Below are 18669 nucleotides of genomic sequence, written 5' to 3'. Positions count from 1 at the left end.
TTCGGTCCTAATTCAAGCCAAACGCCAAGAGGGCTATCCTATCATGATATATTAGTTCTCACTTCTCCACATAAATCGTCAACACCTGCGCTTCTTCATTATCAACCGGCAGGAAAAAATGTGGATTTGATCCATCAAAGTATGCTGAATCATGAGTTGTCATTCTGTATGTCTCTCCATCATATAAAAGGTCAATCGTTCCATGCAGTATATAAATGAATTCATCTTCCGTATGGGTGTAAGGCTCTTGTCTTGTCGTGATATCTTTAGGTGTAACATAGACAACCATGGGCTCTATTCCCGTAATCTTTGATCGTTTGGCCAGTCGTTCATATGAATACCCCATATCAACGTCCTCAATTTTCCCTTTTCTATTATTTCCTTTTATAATTTCAATAGTTTTATCTTCTTGATCATCAATGATCCAGGACAATTTAACCTCTAAGGCATCACTAATTCTTGATAGAGTAGCCATAGCCGCACTCGTTTTTCCATTTTCAATTTTCGAGAGTAGACTTTTGGATATACCGCAATCATCAGCAATTTGTTGTTGCGTCTTCCTTTGTTTGATACGTATAGTTTTAATTTTTTCTCCAAGCAATGATAAATTTATCGTCATCAACTCCCTTAACCGTCTATCTAGTATTATAGTACATCAGTAAAGATAAAGAAAAACTAGGCTTATCGCCAAGTTGGCGAAAGCCTTAGTTTTAACCAAACATTCAGTGAAAAATAACCACCACATGAATCATGTGATGGCTATATGACATCCTACCTTATTATCCAAATAACCCTAATAACCATGGTGCTGCATACAATATCATGAACATGACACCATAGTTAACGCCATGGCGATATAATAGACCAGAAACTAGTGCGATGAGTAATGTACCGAAAATATTGATTAGCCCTGCATCCATAAAAGCTAACATGACAACTAGTCCTGCGAATAATCCGATTAATGCTTCGTGCGGGATATATTTGAAAACAAAACCACATATTTGGCTAGCGTATCTTATAATGACATAATAAGTAATGATTAGTGCTATAGCTGCCCCTATAACGGTAACCATAATAATCTCGGTTGGTGATAGTAAGTGGTGAATATTGTTTTCTGGTGTGAATACAGGTGGTGCATTAAATAGGCCAGCAGCAGGTCCAATTGCCATTGGTGATAAAGGTAAACCGATCGCAATTAATGGAATGAGAGTACCCGATAGATAAGCCGCATTTGTTACACCATCCATCGTTGAAAGGGCACGACTTGCTCGTTTGATAGGGTCTTTAATATGTCTCGAAATAACATCCCCGATAAAGACTGTCATACCAACCGGAGATAAGAAAAATGTTAAGGTACCGACTACACTACCCGATGCTGAAAATCCGACCTCTTTTTTATTTAAAATTTTAAAAGGGTTAGGCAAGCCTTTTTCTTCTTGCCCCTTTCTAATAGTTATCTCCTTTTGTCCTAAAAATGGTAGATTCAAACGATGATTTTTGTTAAGAAGTTCAAATAAAGAAAAAATGATAGGACCAATCGTAATACCTAAGAAGAAAGATACGAATACAGTTACATCTCCCGGCACGATTTCGAGTCCCCAATATAAGTGACGTAGTCCCTGAATCAATATGCCAAAAGGTACAATGATGGCTAAAGATAATAGTTTGTTTCTCGACATTAACGCAAGAAAAACAGCACCTAGGAAAAATATTAAACCAGCGTAACTACTAATCTTATCTGCATAAGGTAAAATTAAACTAGCGACTAAAAAACTTAATGGAATCGCGATCAGGGTACCAATAACTGACCCTGATGACATCTTTTTAATACTTAAATCTGGCAACCCTTTTTCCTTCAAGACCATGGAGTGTTCAACCATAGGAGCTGACATCACCCCACCTGGAATACCAGCAACCGCAACCGGAATGGAGTCCGTAAGCTTCTTAGCAACGATTGCAGATATGAAAAATGCTAAAATAACATATGGCGAAAAGCCTAATAATACTAGCGCTATCGTAACTGGAGCAAGTACAGCTGTTTCATCCGTACCCGGCGCAATACCAATAATCGTATAAAGTACAGCACCAAGTGCACTAGCTATTACTAGCTGCATGATAATCGTTGGATCCATCTTCATCCTCCCCTTCTACTTTTACATTTCGTTTAGGTTTAATCACAATACTACTAATAATGAAACCGATTACACCACCGACCAAACCAAAAACAAGTGGTTGCGGTGCTTCCCCAGGAGCAATGATATAACCACCCAAGGTAAAGGTAATGCATATGGCCATAGCAATTAGTAAATCTTTGATCTTAACATGGTCTCCCCAAATATCGACTAGCGTTTGTTTTTCTTCTGACATCTCTCACACCTCCTTTCTAACTAAAACGTAATAGCATTTACTTTTGTAAGTTTTCGACAATATTTTTAATCGTATCAAACGTAAATTTTCCTTCTTTGGTGGCCATTTCAACGACTTGATCAATTTGATTGTCATTAGCACCAGCCATGGCAGCCAAGTTTCGTGCATGTAATTTCATATGACCTTTTTGAATCCCATCAGTTGCTAGAGCTCTAATAGCGGCAAAGTTTTGTGCTAAACCAACCGATGCAATAATGCCTGCTAATTCTTCTGCCGAATTAATGTTTAAAATATTGGTAACAGCTTTGGCAACAGGATGAGATTGTGTTGCACCTCCCACTAAACCTACAGCCAATGGAAGTTCAATCGTTCCAAAAATATCGCCATTCTCCGCCAGTTCAAATCTAGTAAGCGTTTGATAATGACCATTACGAGCCGCATAAGCATGAGCACCCGCTTCTATAGCGCGTGTATCATTTCCTGTAGCTAGAACAACAGACGTAATCCCATTCATAATCCCTTTATTGTGTGTCGCGGCACGATACAGATCTTTTGTCGCCAAATCATAACCATACATAAAACGTTTTAAAGTCTGTTTGTCTCCGTTAAACGGATCTTTGAAAACAGCACTGGCGCGAACAATCCGTTTATCGGCTAAGTTAGATAAAATTCTTAAAACAACTTTGCCCCCGGTTATTTCTTCTAAAAATGGCGCACATGCCTCAGCCATTGTATTGACAGCATTGGCTCCCATTGCATCAAGTGTATTAACAATTAAATGAGCAACCAATACCTTCTCATGTTCACCTTCAATGACCTGCAAATCGATATCAGTAGCTCCCCCACCAATAGCAACAAGTGTCGGATCCTGTTGATTACATAATTCTAAAATTTCTTCCTTATGTTCGTATACCTTTGCCATCGCAAAATATGGGTTATTCAGCTCCGTTATTTGAACCTGCGCTCTCATGAATGAACCAGTATAAGATGTTTTAAATCCACCCGTTTCATAAGCATACTTGGCCGCGTTACTTGCAGCAGCAACGACAGATGGCTCCTCAGTCGCCATTGGAATGAGTACATCCCGATGATTAACTTTAAAATTAACTGCAACACCTACAGGGATAGGTAATGTCCCGATTACATTTTCAATCATACGATCAGCTTGCTCTGTGATAAACTTTTGGTTGAATATCATATCCTTGTCTTGTTCAGTGAGATTAGAAAACTTAGAGACCTTATCTAATCTTTCTTGTGGAGATAGTTGATAAAATTTTGAAATTCGTGAAGACAATGAGAAAACCTCCTCGGATTATTAATAAAATTCATTAGTTTAGAAGCGAATAAAAAGCGCTTTCATTTTAGTTCAACATAAATTTAAATTATTCAACTTTGTTGAATTCAGTTTATAATAAATATTCTGTATTTTCAAGTTCTTTTGTGCTAGATTTTGTTGAAATTTTTGTGAGTTTTTGATAAATAAAAATGCCCCCCTTTTTTTGGAGGACATATAAATGATGATTTTCTAATCAAAAATTTGATATTCAAGTTCTAATAGTGCATCTAAACGGGACCATGTCTTATTTTGATCGGCACGTTCAATCTCCCACCCTGCAATTTCAAACACATCTCGAACAATTCGATCAGTTAGAATCTCATCATCGTTCACAGTTTCTCTATACTGTTCAAGTGCATCAATTGAACCTGTTGGCACTTCCAACTCTAGTCTTTCAATCCCATGCACCATCTTTTCAATAAATTGATCCGCCAGCATCTCTTCATCCAGTCGAAGGTCATTTTGATAACCGCCGTTAACTAGGTCATAAAGAAGCAGATTTTTTATAGCCGGATAATAAGGCTCACCTTTATATGCGTAATCCGGGTCCTCCAATTGTTCTAGATAAGCACCCGCTTCAACGAGTTTGTTTTGTAGCTCTTCAATTAGCTGTTCACTTTCATTCATCTCTCGGAACGTCAAATCATTTTCAATACTAATCGTACTCGCAACACCAGCCGCTTCTGCTGTTGCCATTCCGGTTGGTATTACGCGAGCACTCCCAGCCGCGAGTGAGCTGTAGCCGCTTGCTTTACTCGCCACTAACAAATTGTCGACCTCTAATGGAACGAGTGATCTAAAAGGAATGCCGTACTGATTCGGATTCACGTTAACCGATCCATAAGTAAACTTAGACGTCGCCTGAATATCAGCCGGATAACCACCGATTGCAATGTCATCCCAGTGGTGCTTATTCTCCCATAAGTCCGTAATCTTAAGCATGTACTCACTTTCAATATGTCGCGTTTCTCTGATATATAACTCATCAGGATAACGTACAATTTCCGCATCTTCAAAACCAGGCAAATTCTCTCTTAACCAAGGCACAAAGCTTTCGGTTTCCTTTTTCCCAATTTCCAGAGCTTCTTGCTGGCTTTCTTCATCTAAACCATCAACATCAAAAATTTGCAAGGTATTGATGAACACTTCACCTTTTTCTGTTCGGCCAATGTTGAGCCCACGGATATTGGTCCGATCATCTTCAACGACTTCATCATAGGCAAACCAAGCATCGGCAAATCCCCAGGCAGCCGTATCACTAACACCACCGCCACCAAGAACGCCATTGTTAGCCGCTTCCTTAACTTTATCCCAATCCACATTCTCCAAATAAATCATCAAGGTAGCTGCCATTTGGCCTTCCTTATTGATATCAGCTTGTCCAATAAAATACGGCGCTCCAGCCATAGCAGCTAAATCACCATCAGGACTGGAATCGATAAACCGCTCTCCTTCAATCCATTCATCCTCTATTTGAACAGCTTGCAAAGTGCTGTCCTCAACCCGAACATCCTGCACCTCTGTATTCAGCAACAAATCGATATTCTCTTCCTCATCAACCAACTGTCGAAAGGCATCTGTCGCGACATCTAAATCGACCGTATTGATGTGAGTACCGCCAACTAATTGATGCCATTCTTCAAAGATCCCTTTTGACACAACCGTTCCCTCATCATTTTGCGGAAGATCTAAGTAGTTGAGCATCCCATGTGTCATGAGTCCACCCAATGAATCCCGATGTTCAATCAGCAAAACAGATGCGCCATGTCTTGCTGCACTCACCGCTGCTGAAACCCCTTCAGGCTCACCGCTTAAGACAATAACATCATACTCACCTTTAATTTCCTCATCATTAGAGCAACCCATCAAAAACGCTAAAGCAATGATGATTATGTAAATTTTTTTCATTAGAATGCTTCTCCTTTGAGGTATGTACAAACCAAATATATTATAACATGTTTCCTTATACAAATGGCTCCTAGACAAACAACTCATACTCGAGGAAGCTTCAAGTCAAATCAGTATTTTCTCCTACAAAATCGCAATCCTCCGCACTCTAAAATCACAAAACACACCACTCTAGTATATTTTGTACTATGTTAAAATTGAAACTTTATTATTCCCTCGCTAATCCACTTAGACAGGTTTTCATCAGAAATTGACGTATGACAAAGATGTCCATCCAAACTATATAATATATTTCTAGAACGGTTTCGATCACATGTCACAATTAAATCCATCAACTCATCTTCACTTAAATCTTCTTCTAAATAAACAGATTGAATTAAGGATTCATAAGATATAAATTTATATTGTTCAATCAGCTCTAATGCATCACTAATGTCAATCAAATCCATTAATCTTTCATTACTGATGAACGTTCTAAATGCACCATAAATCCCCTTTACATCCTCACTGAAAATATAGACTGGACTATAATACATACTCAATAACACAAGAGCAAAGGTCGTTATAAATCGCTCCCCAGCATTTTTTCCATTATGGATAATCGCACCGTTTAATTCTTCTAGAGCAGTAGTAGCATTAACATCTGTTCCCCTTATGACATCCGAAATCACTGGATTAATTCTGACCGCTTCTATGGCTATATTCCGTAGTAGATTTAAAGCATCTTTCTTACTTGCCATACTTTGTAATAATTCTAATATTAATTCTAAATTGACGACATATACTTCCTTCTCTTGTGAAAGAATATGAAAAATTTCATAGTAGTGTCTTCTAAATGCCTCTTCATTTGGTAAGTTCTTTGACGCTTCTTCTAGGATAATCTCAGGAATAACAACTATATTAGAAGCATTTAAACCACTAACCATAAAGGGATTCTTCACAAAATCCTTCCTTATTTTTGCGAGCATCATATTATCCATAATATAAAGCGATGGGTTATCGTTAAGTACCTTTTCTAGATCATCCAAGTTATCATTTAGAAAAGGTATGATAGAATTTAATTTAGGATTTTCGATTACCGTCATTTTTAACCCCACCGCCCAACTCTCTTCTCCAATCTAACAACAAATTATATACGTCATCATATTTTTTCATATTAGACTGGACATCATCTTCGTTCATGTTTTTTGATGCTTCTTTTAATAGGTTTTTATAATTATCGAGTTTTATTTTATAGCTGGCCGAAAATAGTGTTTGATCGATGTCATCCGGTATATTATTTTTATAATCATAATCGATAATCTCTCTTGCATCCTCAACCTGAATAAGTTTGTTCTGAGCCAATTTAATCACAATTGCCTTATAAGGTAATTCAAAAACAGGTATTAAATGGATGACTATATCCACTAAACGATCGTACTCTTTTTTGAATGAATAGAATTTTCGTTCTAAGATAAAGTCATTAATTAGAAATTCACTCGTAAACAGATTGGGTAATCTCTCTTTTTCATCAAAAATAGTATCAATCAAGATGAAGTTTTTTTCCTTACTCTTGATTTTTTCTTTATCAAAATAAAAATGGTAAAACTCATGTGCCCACATAAAGTTTTCATATATTTTGGGTTGGGAAGAATTAATCTGTATATAAAAACTTTTATTAAGATAAAAAACCAATCCACCATAATCTAAATTCTTCACTGGAAACTCAATAACATGAGCATTTTCATTTAAATGCGTTTTTATAAATTCAAGAGGTTTTGAAGCAATAAGTGGATCAGCCGAAGATTTCAAAATCTCTATATTTGACTTAATCTTTGACAGGTATTTTTGATTAAAATCAATGACCTGTTCTAAATTATCTTTATTGATCAAAAGAATCATCCTCCAACACAACAGATTGATTTGCAAGAGGTTTAAGAACATCTATCAATTCTACGATATCTCTAAAAGCTTTCATCCCTTCCTTAAATTCTTCGCTGTCTGCACCATGAAAAGAAAGTGCCGCAAAATCCATAAAATTCTGTTCCTTATTCTTCTCACTTATACTATTAGGTAACGCCATTTCTTCACGATGAAAGTAAAAAGGATCTTTAATTCTAAACAGTTTCAAGATTTTTTGTTCATATTGATCCACATTTCCCTCACCTCTAAGGAAATTGTAGAAAGCCCCTTTACTTACACCTAACCGTTCTATAACCCAACTATGCTTAATACCTTTAGCTTCTAAATAGCTCTTTACATTTTCGCCTATTATCTTTTTTGTCTCACTCATCATGACACCTCCGCATCAATTAGTATTGTTATTATATACCTTTATATAATATTATACTTAAAAGAAGCTAAAGGTACACATAATTAATAAAAAAGGTACACAAAACAGGAACCTTAAAATTTGATTTAACCATATTTTTTAAAGGTTGATACATATGTTTTTCAGAGGATATAACGTATCCAAAGATTTAATGGCATTTTATGTTAAACTGAGTACAAGAATGTGAAGAAACGCTCCTAATGAACTAACGCAGCAGTTTATTTGAAGTTGATTGAACTATTTTTGATAAGTTGGAGGGGGAAAAGTGACAATAGATAACCTTAATAATTTGAGTGATAATCTCAGAAATTTAGAAAGGGATTATAAAGAAAAAATTGAGCCGCACCGCTCAGACTTGTGGAGATATTGCTATTTCCTAACAAACTCGCCTTGGGATGCAGAAGATCTTGTTCAAGATACATTGTTGAGGGCTTTTTCAATTATAGCGAAACTATACCAACCAGTTAAAACGAAGTCTTATCTATTTAAAATTGCTACCAATCTATGGATTGATCAAAAAAGAAAAGATAAATTCCTCAATCAATCTAGTGACGAAAATTATCAACTACAAGATATTTCAACCTACTACAATTTTCAATTACTTGAAAACCTTGATTTCTTAGTGAATAATCTTTCTCATATGCAGTTTGTTGTTCTTATTTTATCGGAAGCTTTTAAATATAAAGGTAAAGAAATTGCAGAAATTATTGGAACAACTGAAGGAGCCATATATACTAACTTAAGTAGAGCGAGAGATAATCTTCGTAACGGAAAGAATATTAAAATGCAAAACGGAAAAACAAACGTTAAAAAAATTCAACCTGATAAAGTAATAGAAATTATGCTTGAAGGCTTTAGAAAAAAAGATCCTAAACTAATTGCATCAATTTTAGAAGAAAATATAGTTACAGACATAACTCACTCTGGTTTAGAAATTGGTCTTGATGAAACAAAGAATAATTCATTAAATGACTGGTACGAGATTGTACAAAAACAAAATATTATTGAATCTGAATACAAAATACTTTGGGGTCGTCCAGTAGTAATTGAGTTAGAAAGGAAACAAGACAATCAACTTTACTTAAATAATGTACATTATATAGAAATGGTAGACGACAAAATTACATTTTGGAAATTTTATTGTTTTTCTTGGGATTTAATGAAATACGCCGCTAAAGAGTTAGAAGTAAATCTAAATGCTGAGAATTTTTATCACATTTTTTAAGAAATTTAATTTTTGTGTAAGGATTTAAACTCATGATCCGTTGTATAAATGAAGAAATCCTTAATTGGGATTATAAATTATTCAAGGAGAGTGGTAAATGTGTTTAGTCCTATTAAAAACCAGATTAACACTATTTTTGTTCATGTAAGTAACTTAGAGAGATCAGTCAAATGGTATAGTCAATTATTTGATCAAGAAATTGATTTAACAAAAGTTTCCCAACCTGTTCACAACATAAAGGTTAACCATTTTACTGGATTAACTTTAGATGCAGGCCCATCTGATATGACTAAAGATATTAATCCTTCTTCATACCCATTGTTTAATTTTCATACAAATGATATTGAAAAATCGTATGACTATATTAGAGAGTTAGGTATTAGAATAGAATCTGATATTGTTAGATTTGATGATTTTGCATATTTTAACATAAGTGATCCTGATAAGAATATCATAATGATTTGTACAGGCTAGTTGTAATTAGAGTGAGGCGATATTTAAAAAAGTAAATACCGCCTGTTTTCTTCTTAACTATTTGGCGATTTAGTTGAACAAAGATAGTAAATTATTAGCGCTCAGATTAATTCTGGGCGTTTTTGCTTGCTACTTATTTGTTTATTTGCTATTAAAATCTATTCTAATTAGTGTGTTATTCACATTGTGATTCTTCCATAATAAGGCCACTTTCTTAGTGTGAAACGGGTACTTCATGATATTTCAGCACCTTCAATCTCCAGCAACTGCTTTTTCATATCCATCCCACCTGCATAGCCGGTCAACTTTTTATTGCTGCCAATGACGCGATGACAGGGAAACAGGATAGGCAAAGGATTACCAGCATTAGCCTGACCTACCGCACGAATAGCTTTCGGTCTTCCGATAGAATTGGCTATTTCAGAATAGGTTCGTATTCCCCCATAAGGAATATTTCGTAAGGCCTGCCATGTTTGTTTTTGGAATGGAGTCCCTAACAGTTCATAAGACAAGTCGAATTGACTACGATCCCCATGGACATATTCCTTAAATTGTTGACAAACGGGCTTTCCAAGCTCATGGTTTCTTTTCATAGTTTGTTTGGCAGTTAAAGCATGCCAGAGGTCGTCGGTTAACACGATACGTTCAAGTGCACCATCTTCGTTGAAAATATACCGCAAATGACCGATTTTTGTCTGGCATTCATCATAGATAATCATGTGCGTGCCTCCTTTCGGTGCCGTTTTGTCCCCCTTTATAAAGATGCTGGTTTTATGCCTATATAATCAATCCAGGTCTTAATAAGACGCCTTTTCAACGTAATTGGCTTGAAATTGACTTGGTGTAAGTCCGGTGTGACGTTTGAATGCATTATAAAAGCTGGAAATGCTTTGATAGCCGATTTGATAACCAATTTCCGTGCTATTTAAGGTAGTCGATAAAAGAAGATCTTTCGCCTTATTGATTCTAATCTTTTCTAAATACATAAGTGGTGTGTATCCCGTCCTATCCTTAAAAAGCCGATTTAAATGAAACCTGCTAACGCCGACCTTTGTTGCGATTTCATCGAAAGACATTTTTTGCTCATAATTTTTTTCGATGATCTGCATGGTATCTTCTATAATTGATCCAAATGGGTCATATGTCTTTGATTTCAAATCAGGCCGGCACCTTTTACAAGGACGATATCCTGCTTTTTGAGCATTAGCTGCGTCCCCAAAAAAAGAAACATTTTCACTATTAGGCACTTTAGACTTACAAGACGGCCGACAAAAAATTCCCGTTGTCTTGACGGCGTAAAAGAATAGCCCATCGTATGCTGAATCACACGTAATCGTCGCTTCCCACATGGTTTCTTTAGAAATATCATTTTGGTTTATCATTAAATTTCATTCCTCTCCCTGTCGAAAAAATCTTCTTATCAAAAACCATATAAATAACATATAGAGCCAAGACAATCAATGGAACAAAAATATACAATTGAAAGAATGGGATGACCAGTAGACATAATATTAATGAGAGTAACGACGCAGACCATGCCAACGTCTTTTTCTTAAATAATTTAACGCCAGCTGCCATAGAAAGTATGTAGACTAAAATTCCAAGAGAAGTCGGGATAAACAAAATATCATTAAACGTTAGTGACAGTAACTCCAACACTAGAACCCCTGCTACCGAGAAACTGATAATAAATAAAACCATCCGTCTAGGAATGTTAGTGGTTGCATGCCGTTTTGAAAAAAACGTTGGAAAAGCACCATCCCTGCTTAAGGAATACCCCAATTGCGTTAAACTGGCTACAAATGCGTTCGCTGTCCCTGCACAAATGATTAACGCCAATACAGCTGTCATAGATTTAGCACCTATACCCACTGCTTCTCCCATTATAACACCAATAGGAGACAGGTTACTTTCTTTACTCCCATACGTCGATGTTCCAATCGTGACAAGACTTAACGCCAAAAACAACACACCAATGACGATAGCACTAACAATCGATCCTTTTACAATATCTTTTTCCGGCTTTTTAAAGTTATCCGCCAGACTACAAATGGCCTCCCAACCGAAGAAAGACCAAAAAATAAGCGTTATCGCACTTCCGACCGAAAACCATCCATTCGGAACAAATGGCGTAAAGTTGCCCCATTGTATAGTTGGCAACGCCACCAATATCGTTAACAATAAAAGAAACAGTAAACAAGCACTTAAAATCAAAGCCACTTTACCACTTATATTGACACCAAAAAAATTTAAAACACCTGCAATCCCCAAAATAATGACGGCCATTAAAGTGGTTTCAACATGTGAAAATCCAAAGGCATGGCTAACAATATGCACCCGTTAAAGATACAATCGTTTGACCAACGGCTGCTGTAACAAAGTAAAACCACCCAACAATATTACCTAAATGATGTCCGAAAGAATGCCTGACAAACGTTGCTGCACCACCAGCGTCTGGATATTGCCGAGCCAAACATGCGAATGAATAAGCAAGTGGAAAATTAATTAAAATCACTATCAACCAGGATACAATCGACGCAGGCCCCGCCATTGAGGCCGTTACTCCAGATAAAAATAGGACACCTGATCCTAATATAGCTGCGATATATAAGGCAATTCCTTGAAATAATCCAATAGATTTATGGTTCATGCCCTCACCCCTTTTTCTGTATTCAGTGTAGCCATGAAGGAGTAAGAAATTCTTCCTGTTTTTTGCTGTTTAATTCATTAAAAAGTGATGCCTATAAAACTTTTTCTTCCACTAAATGGACCGTTTGATTCTGCCGACAAAAAATAACCATATTTTTTGTCGTTTTTTGTTGACCAAATTATATTTTTGCATTAATATGGCTAAAGTACTGAAACAATAGTCCTATATATGAAAAAGGCAAACTTTCCGAAAGGTTAGGACGCAAAGCCTAGGGTCTAAGGTTAAAAAACTACGATCGCCTGGCTACCAAGTAAATGAATAGATTTATTTGGCTACTCATGATGATGGGTAGCTTTTTTAATTCATAAATCATAAGGTGGTGAAAAAATGACTACAGATGCCCAAAAAAGAACAGAAGCCGTTACTTATCTTCTTAATGGCACATTGACTTCTATTCAAAATGTTATCCCAATGAATTTAAATATCCAAAAGCCCAATGATCTAAAGCAAGATCCAATCATTAAATTTGGCGTACTGATCGGCATTACGGGGGATATTAAGGGGAAGCTCATTCTTTCAGCACAAAGTTCCGTCTTCAGTTCAATTGGTGAATCCATGTATGGTATGAAGCTGGAAGGCGAAATGTTGACGTCATTTAGTGGTGAACTTGGCAATATGATTGCTGGCGGTATTTCAACCATTAACGACTCGAATGACCTTGAAACCAATATCACAGCTCCTACGATTATGGAAGGAAACACAACCATTAAAGGCTACGAAAAGGCGATTCAGCTCAATGTAGAAGTGGAAGATAAAGGAGAAATTGAGGTTTACTTATTACTCGATTAAAAGGGATGCTACTCGGGAGATATTGATTTCCTCTAGATAACACAGTAAATCCCGAGAAAAATTCCTTTTACTATAAAAATCAATCTCTCAAAACAAAATGATCATTTACATAGAGCAGTAGAAATAGCTGAACAGGAAACAGTCAAGTCAAAAGGAGATGGATAAAATGGCAAGGATTTTAATCACCGATGATGCCGCATTTATGCGCATGCAACTAACGGATATACTACAGAATCAGGGCCATGAAGTCGTTGGTGAAGCCGCGGATGGAAATGAGGCTGTTGATCTATTCAAAAATTTGGAGCCCGATATCGTAACCATGGACATTACGATGCCTGAAATGGATGGCGTAGCAGCTTTAAAAGAAATTAAAAAAATTGATCATAAGGCCATAGTCATCATGTGCTCCGCCATGGGACAACAATCCATGGTCATAGATGCTATTGAAGCCGGGGCAACAGATTTTATTGTCAAACCCTTTACGCCCGAAAGAGTACGCGAATCGTTAGATAAAGTGTTGCAGATAGAAACAAATTAACAGAGGTGTACATCAATGAAAAAACTATTAAACTTTAAAAGCATTAAAGCAAAAATTTTGTCCGGTTTTTCGCTTGTTATCGCATTGGTCATTATACTAGGCGTATTTAACTTCATCTCTATAAATAAAGTTAATAACGATACAGAAAACATCGTTGACGAGCAACTTCCTTTATTAGTAGCCGATGAAAAGCTAGCCTTCAATATGGCTCAACGAATCGCATTAACGCGCGGTTATCTATTATACGGTGATGAAGATTTCAAAAACCGTTTTAATGAATACACGTCAGATAGCATTCAATATCAAAATATGATTTTAGAACAAAGTGATTCAGAGGAAGTCGAGTCGCTTATTAATCAAAGTATTGAATGGCAACAAACGGTCGTCGATAAATTATTTGTAGAATACGATAAAGGCAATGAATCAAGAGCTAATCAAATCTTAATCCATGACATTCAACCCGTTGCGGAAGAGATTATGGCCGGCTTTGAAGAACTATCGGCTCAGCGAGAAAATCAAATTGTAGAAAATGGCCAAAATATATTAGAAAATGGAAACACGGTCCTATATGTTGGCTTAGGTGTTTCGGCTTTAGTTGTCGTACTTGCCATTGTTGTTTCACTCGTAACGGCACAGGTGATTACAAACCCAATTAAAATCGTCAAAGAACGAATGAAAGCCATCGCACAAGGTGATTTAAGCCTCGAACCTTTACAATCAAAATCTAAAGACGAAATCGGACAACTCGTAACCGCAACGAATGACATGAATGATAATATGCGTCAATTACTCACACAAATCAATACCGTATCAGAGACTGTCAGCAGTCAGAGTGAAGAACTAACTCAATCGGCTAACGAAGTTAAAGGTGGATCAGAACAAATCTCAACAACCATGCAAGAGATCGCTGCAGGATCCGAGTCACAAGCCAATAACGCTAGTGATCTTTCTGATAACATGGGCACTTTTGCAACGGAAGTACAAGAAGCCAATGAAAATGGTGAGTTTATTTATAAATCCTCAAATGACGTCCTAACGCTAACCAACGAAGGTAGTCAACTAATGAACACATCAGTGACTCAAATGTCTAGAATAGATGAAATCGTTCAACAAGCCGTTGAGAAAGTCAAAGGACTCGATAACCAGTCACAAGAAATCTCTAAACTCGTATCAGTTATTCAGGACATTGCCGAACAAACCAACTTATTAGCCTTAAACGCCGCTATTGAAGCCGCACGTGCAGGTGAACAAGGTCGTGGCTTTGCGGTCGTTGCCGATGAAGTACGAACACTAGCCGAACAAGTTGGCGAATCAGTTGAAGAGATAACCGGAATCGTAGATGGTATTCAGACCGAATCATCAGGCGTCGTATCATCCTTACAAGACGGCTATACAGAGGTTGAAAAAGGAACAAGTCAAATTAAAACAACCGGCGAAACATTTAATAAAATCGAAAATGCCGTAGACGACATGACGAAACGTATTCAATCCGTGACGGATAACCTATCATCTATCAGTTCCAACAGCCAGGAAATGAACGCATCCGTTCAAGAAATCGCATCTATCTCAGAAGAATCAGCTGCTGGCGTCGAGCAAACATCCGCTTCTGCCCAGCAGGTTAATAGTTCAATGGAAGAAGTCGCATCAAGTTCCGATGAATTAGCTAAACTAGCAGAAGAGCTTAATGGATTGGTAAGGCAGTTTAAGCTTTAAAGTAAAAGCAGATCTAGTGTTTTCGCTAGATCTGCTTTTTATTGATTTGGTGACTCAACCCTAACAATTTCGCGAGATTGTCTCTTAACCAAAATAAAAATTAGCGGATGAAGTTTAATATTAATAATTTTTATATTCTCTCATGCTTTTGCGATAACTAAGCAAAATCTGAACGAACATGTAAACCCAAAATAATAAAAGGGCGAGTAACAATGGTCGCATCACTCCACTAAAGCTCCATGTTATAAAAGGCTCATCCATACTATAATTCATATACAATGAAAAAGATAAAAGGAGAATAAGATAAAAACTTATCCCAATATTCATTTTAAAAGCGCGTTTGATGGACTGTTTTTGCTCCTCTTTATCATAAGAGAATTGAGGTACTGGTTCATCAACATTATAATGCTTAGCCCAAATTGAATAATTCAACAAGGTCATGTTGGATGAATATTTAAGCTTCCAGCCAAATTCTTTATGTGTTGTAAAGAACGAAGGTTGTACTTTATATTCAAAGATGCATTCATACTTAATGTTAGAGGGTTCGATTTCCCTAAATGTAAAAATAGAAGCTGTTACCTTCTCAAGTTCATAGCCATCTTCTGCGAGTTTCTCGAGCCACGTCTTCGTTTCCTCAAGATGATACATCCAACCAAGCTTAAATTTACGCATCTTTTTACCTTTGGAAATAAGGTCAGTTGTAGCATCCATCTCACGGAGTTCAAACCGACGATAAGCCTTGAATACATATATAGCAAAAAATGCGAGTCCTATTCCTACTGCCAATAAGAATAGAAGTATCCATAAACTATCTTCTAAGAAGAAAGAATCATCCTGGCTGGTTAAGGAAACGATTGATAATAAAATAATGGGAATGTGCGTTGCAAGCTGAAAAATGGCTAGCGCGCTAAAAATATATGCATGCGTTCGATTACGTCTCACAACTTCATCTCTAGTGGGATACAAACTTATATTTGCTTCTTCGTTTTTTAGAAATAACCAACGACCTTCTGAGACAACAGTATCCCAGCCTTCTTTTTGTAAAGTCAAGGGGATAGAGCGACTCTTAGGACCATATTGGATTCGATACGTCACATTCTTTTTATTACCTTTCTTAAAAGTGAATGTTCTTGTCCACTGATTTACGCCCGTTAAATGCCAACCATGTTCTGCCATTTCAGAAAGCCATCTCTCAGTTTTATCTATTTTGTAGCTCCACAACAACTTCACTTCTTTTTTGACAGTCATTGAAAGTCCTCCTCGTATCGTAAAGCATTGTCGTGTAATTCTTTCAATCGGTCCATTTCCACACGCATTAACTGCTTTCCTAAATCTGTAATTTCATAAATCTTCTTTCGTTTTTCGTCCGCGAAAATGGTAATAATTTCATCCCGTTGCATCTTCGTCAATGTACCATAAATCGTACCGGAACCTAGTTTAATACGCCCCCTTGTCATTTCTTCAACCTGTTTAATGATTCCGTAACCATGCCTTGGTTCCGTTAAGGATAGTAGTATATAAAAGGCTGTTTCAGTCATAGGTACATATTTTTTTAAGATTCTATCCAAATCTATCATCCCCTATATGTCACACCTCGACTATGTCACAATACGACTATATCACATCACGACATATATAAGCAATAAAAAATTGTTAGGATACAAAAACAGCCTTCTGATCCTACACGGTAAAGTCGAATCTCTGAGAAATATTTACAATTGGGTCCTTTTTTGAAATAGTAACGTTTGTTTGAGGTTGTTAAATTAAGTATATACACTTAAACAAACACATGAATAACTGGGGCTCCACATATAAAATTTTTAGGCCATGTATAAAATACTATTTCTTTTATACATACCTTAACTCTTTTGCTTCAAAAGGTTATTTCCCTTCATTAAATTTGGAAAATTATTGGATTCACTCAATCACATGATAGATAAGGGAAATACGACAATATGAAAAAGTACATATTACTTTCCATCTTTGATATGTTGTTACTTGTGGGTTGTGGTGATACAAGTGAGTGGAGAAAGATCAACCTGCCGAACCTGTTCAAGAAACCGTCTCCCGATAATACAAATACCGAAGAAGATCCACCAGAGGAAGAAACTGTAGAGGAAGAAGAACTATATGATGGGCCGATATAACAACTTTACCCACGTCGCATATAAATACGATTCTCAAACAAAACTATATAGTTGTTACCTGGAAGAAGAGCCACATGCAGTTCGAGAATCCGGAGAACAAATCAAAACTAGTAATGTCATCGTCATCTACGCCAAACAACTCTTAATCCCTGGAGATAAAGCAGGAAGAATTAATATTGATTAACAGGGCAAGGAGAAGCCGAATGAAAAATGAAAACGGTCATCCGCTATTATACCAACGGTGAAATCATTTCCCTACAGCCAGGGAAAACTTGGTTTCAAGTCGAAAGCTAGTCTTACTAAAGTAAAACCTCTCGCCGCGGCAAGAGGTCCAAATCTACTTTCTTAAAAACTCATTCAACTTCTTAATTCGTCATACAACACTTCTTATACTTCTTCCCACTCCCACACGAACATGGCTCATTGCGTCCCACTTTATCAACCTTTTGGACAGGATTTGTTTTCCGTTCTGGTAATGGTTGCAATTGATCCTTCTCAGATTCCTCATTGATCTCATGTGGTGTGTGGCCGTTGTTAACCCATGTGCGAGTATGATTGTGCATATCCGTTACCAACTGTAATAATTGATTAACCTGCGCCTCATCATTAAACGAAATATTTCTTCTGTTAAACTCGTCCATTGCATTTGTCAGATCCGATTCTCCCATTTGACTACCCAACTGTATATCCATACAAATATCCTCGACCATCTGGATCAGAAGGAATAATTTCTTTTAATAGAAACCGTCGCAAAGCTTCATATTCACTAGTTCTTTCAATGTACTCATCATCCTTATACTTCAGAAGCTCTTGCTTAGGCGGGACATCTCCTCACCGATTATTGGCGAACAAAAAAACCCGCCAAGCTGTTATATAAACAACTTAGCGGGCAAGTATGTTCTTGAAAGTTATAATTAAACCGATATTAATACCAATCAATGCTAGTCCAACTTTAAAACTATATTCGGGGAGGGACAGTGTAGAACCTTTGGTATTCAAGTTAAAAACAATACCTGCAATTAGGCCACCTAATAACCAACCCGTAGGTACTTTTAATATCGTAAATAAAACGCCCAAAATGAGCGCTAACATTAAAAAATATATTTTTAAAAACATGTTAATTCTTCTTTCTGTCATGTCCTTTTAATGTA

At 36.6% G+C, this 18669-nt stretch carries 21 protein-coding genes, 1 pseudogene and 1 riboswitch; of the genes and pseudogenes, 7 read left to right on the top strand and 15 right to left on the bottom strand.

The window, feature by feature from the left end; translation table 11 throughout:
• Positions 1–58: 58 nt before the first annotated feature.
• The 8 genes from BLP77_RS08920 to BLP77_RS08885 form a co-directional block, all read right to left on the bottom strand.
• A complete protein-coding gene (locus BLP77_RS08920; protein ID WP_176753022.1) occupies positions 59–619 on the bottom strand; it encodes a helix-turn-helix domain-containing protein in 561 nt (186 codons plus the stop codon).
• 160 nt (positions 620–779) lie between these two features.
• On the bottom strand, positions 780–2132 hold the full coding sequence (locus tag BLP77_RS08915) for a tripartite tricarboxylate transporter permease (RefSeq protein ID WP_093856775.1): 1353 nt from the start codon (positions 2130–2132) through the stop codon (positions 780–782).
• Positions 2095–2367 carry a hypothetical protein gene (locus BLP77_RS08910; protein WP_093856774.1) on the bottom strand — a complete coding sequence of 91 codons (273 nt, stop codon included), beginning with the start codon at positions 2365–2367 and terminating at the stop codon, positions 2095–2097. The genes BLP77_RS08915 and BLP77_RS08910 overlap by 38 nt, the downstream gene beginning before the upstream one ends.
• 37 nt (positions 2368–2404) lie before the next feature.
• Positions 2405–3661 carry a hydroxymethylglutaryl-CoA reductase, degradative gene (locus tag BLP77_RS08905; RefSeq protein WP_093856773.1) on the bottom strand — a complete coding sequence of 419 codons (1257 nt, stop codon included), beginning with the start codon at positions 3659–3661 and terminating at the stop codon, positions 2405–2407.
• A 231-nt stretch (positions 3662–3892) separates the two neighbouring features.
• Positions 3893–5611, bottom strand: a complete 1719-nt coding sequence (locus BLP77_RS08900) for an FAD-dependent oxidoreductase (protein ID WP_176753021.1) — start codon at positions 5609–5611, stop codon at positions 3893–3895.
• Positions 5612–5802: 191 nt separating this feature from the next.
• Complete coding sequence (locus BLP77_RS08895; RefSeq protein ID WP_093856771.1) at positions 5803–6696, bottom strand: hypothetical protein; 894 nt, start codon at positions 6694–6696, stop codon at positions 5803–5805.
• Positions 6674–7492, bottom strand: a complete 819-nt coding sequence (locus BLP77_RS08890; protein ID WP_245686841.1) for an ImmA/IrrE family metallo-endopeptidase — start codon at positions 7490–7492, stop codon at positions 6674–6676. The genes BLP77_RS08895 and BLP77_RS08890 overlap by 23 nt, the downstream gene beginning before the upstream one ends.
• Positions 7473–7883, bottom strand: a complete 411-nt coding sequence (locus tag BLP77_RS08885; RefSeq protein WP_093856769.1) for a hypothetical protein — start codon at positions 7881–7883, stop codon at positions 7473–7475. The genes BLP77_RS08890 and BLP77_RS08885 overlap by 20 nt, the downstream gene beginning before the upstream one ends.
• Positions 7884–8187: 304 nt before the next feature.
• Here BLP77_RS08885 and BLP77_RS08880 point away from each other — a divergent pair, with 304 nt between their 5' ends.
• Positions 8188–9147 carry an RNA polymerase sigma factor gene (locus tag BLP77_RS08880; protein ID WP_093856768.1) on the top strand — a complete coding sequence of 320 codons (960 nt, stop codon included), beginning with the start codon at positions 8188–8190 and terminating at the stop codon, positions 9145–9147.
• Between the two features lie 99 nt (positions 9148–9246).
• Positions 9247–9621, top strand: coding sequence for a VOC family protein (locus BLP77_RS08875; protein WP_093856767.1), 375 nt, complete (start codon positions 9247–9249; stop codon positions 9619–9621).
• Positions 9622–9854: 233 nt separating this feature from the next.
• On the opposite strand, the gene BLP77_RS16130 is transcribed toward BLP77_RS08875, so the two are convergent.
• From BLP77_RS16130 to BLP77_RS08860, 3 genes and pseudogenes are all read right to left on the bottom strand, one after another.
• Positions 9855–10340: a methylated-DNA--[protein]-cysteine S-methyltransferase gene (locus tag BLP77_RS16130; protein WP_093856766.1), complete on the bottom strand. Its 486-nt coding sequence runs from the start codon at positions 10338–10340 to the stop codon at positions 9855–9857.
• 78 nt (positions 10341–10418) lie between these two features.
• Entirely contained in the window at positions 10419–11003 is a 585-nt protein-coding gene (locus BLP77_RS08865) for a bifunctional transcriptional activator/DNA repair enzyme AdaA (protein ID WP_093856765.1), read from the bottom strand.
• A pseudogene (locus BLP77_RS08860) lies at positions 10987–12271 on the bottom strand (APC family permease). Before BLP77_RS08860 ends, BLP77_RS08865 begins: the two are co-directional and overlap by 17 nt.
• A gap of 226 nt (positions 12272–12497) precedes the next feature.
• Positions 12498–12582: riboswitch (cyclic di-GMP riboswitch) on the top strand.
• A 76-nt stretch (positions 12583–12658) separates the two neighbouring features.
• Here BLP77_RS08860 and BLP77_RS08855 point away from each other — a divergent pair.
• The 3 genes from BLP77_RS08855 to BLP77_RS08845 all read left to right on the top strand — a co-directional run bounded on the left by BLP77_RS08855 (position 12659) and on the right by BLP77_RS08845 (position 15371).
• Complete coding sequence (locus BLP77_RS08855; RefSeq protein WP_093856764.1) at positions 12659–13120, top strand: chemotaxis protein CheX; 462 nt, start codon at positions 12659–12661, stop codon at positions 13118–13120.
• 166 nt (positions 13121–13286) lie between these two features.
• Positions 13287–13658: a response regulator gene (locus tag BLP77_RS08850; RefSeq protein WP_093856763.1), complete on the top strand. Its 372-nt coding sequence runs from the start codon at positions 13287–13289 to the stop codon at positions 13656–13658.
• A gap of 15 nt (positions 13659–13673) precedes the next feature.
• Positions 13674–15371 (top strand): methyl-accepting chemotaxis protein, encoded by a 1698-nt coding sequence (locus BLP77_RS08845; protein ID WP_093856762.1) that lies wholly within the window; start codon positions 13674–13676, stop codon positions 15369–15371.
• Between the two features lie 120 nt (positions 15372–15491).
• Here BLP77_RS08845 and BLP77_RS08840 read toward each other — a convergent pair whose 3' ends face one another.
• Both BLP77_RS08840 and BLP77_RS08835 read right to left on the bottom strand, forming a co-directional pair.
• Positions 15492–16619, bottom strand: a complete 1128-nt coding sequence (locus BLP77_RS08840; RefSeq protein ID WP_093856761.1) for a DUF2812 domain-containing protein — start codon at positions 16617–16619, stop codon at positions 15492–15494.
• Positions 16616–16948, bottom strand: a complete 333-nt coding sequence (locus BLP77_RS08835; protein ID WP_093856760.1) for a PadR family transcriptional regulator — start codon at positions 16946–16948, stop codon at positions 16616–16618. The genes BLP77_RS08840 and BLP77_RS08835 overlap by 4 nt, the downstream gene beginning before the upstream one ends.
• Positions 16949–17326: 378 nt before the next feature.
• Here BLP77_RS08835 and BLP77_RS08830 point away from each other — a divergent pair, with 378 nt between their 5' ends.
• Entirely contained in the window at positions 17327–17518 is a 192-nt protein-coding gene (locus tag BLP77_RS08830) for a hypothetical protein (RefSeq protein WP_093856759.1), read from the top strand.
• On the top strand, positions 17505–17702 hold the full coding sequence (locus tag BLP77_RS08825; RefSeq protein WP_176753020.1) for a DUF3048 C-terminal domain-containing protein: 198 nt from the start codon (positions 17505–17507) through the stop codon (positions 17700–17702). The genes BLP77_RS08830 and BLP77_RS08825 overlap by 14 nt, the downstream gene beginning before the upstream one ends.
• Positions 17703–17883: 181 nt before the next feature.
• On the opposite strand, the gene BLP77_RS08820 is transcribed toward BLP77_RS08825, so the two are convergent.
• Positions 17884–18210 (bottom strand): SEC-C metal-binding domain-containing protein, encoded by a 327-nt coding sequence (locus BLP77_RS08820; RefSeq protein WP_176753019.1) that lies wholly within the window; start codon positions 18208–18210, stop codon positions 17884–17886.
• Positions 18211–18400: 190 nt separating this feature from the next.
• The gene (locus BLP77_RS08815) at positions 18401–18634 is read right to left on the bottom strand and encodes an AbrB family transcriptional regulator (protein ID WP_176753018.1); all 234 of its coding nucleotides are present in this window, start codon (positions 18632–18634) and stop codon (positions 18401–18403) included.
• Positions 18635–18669: the final 35 nt, after the last annotated feature.

This window comes from Tenuibacillus multivorans, from assembly GCF_900103915.1.
Lineage (GTDB): Bacteria > Bacillota > Bacilli > Bacillales > Alkalibacillaceae > Tenuibacillus > Tenuibacillus multivorans.
This window is presented reverse-complemented; position numbering and strand designations above follow the sequence as displayed.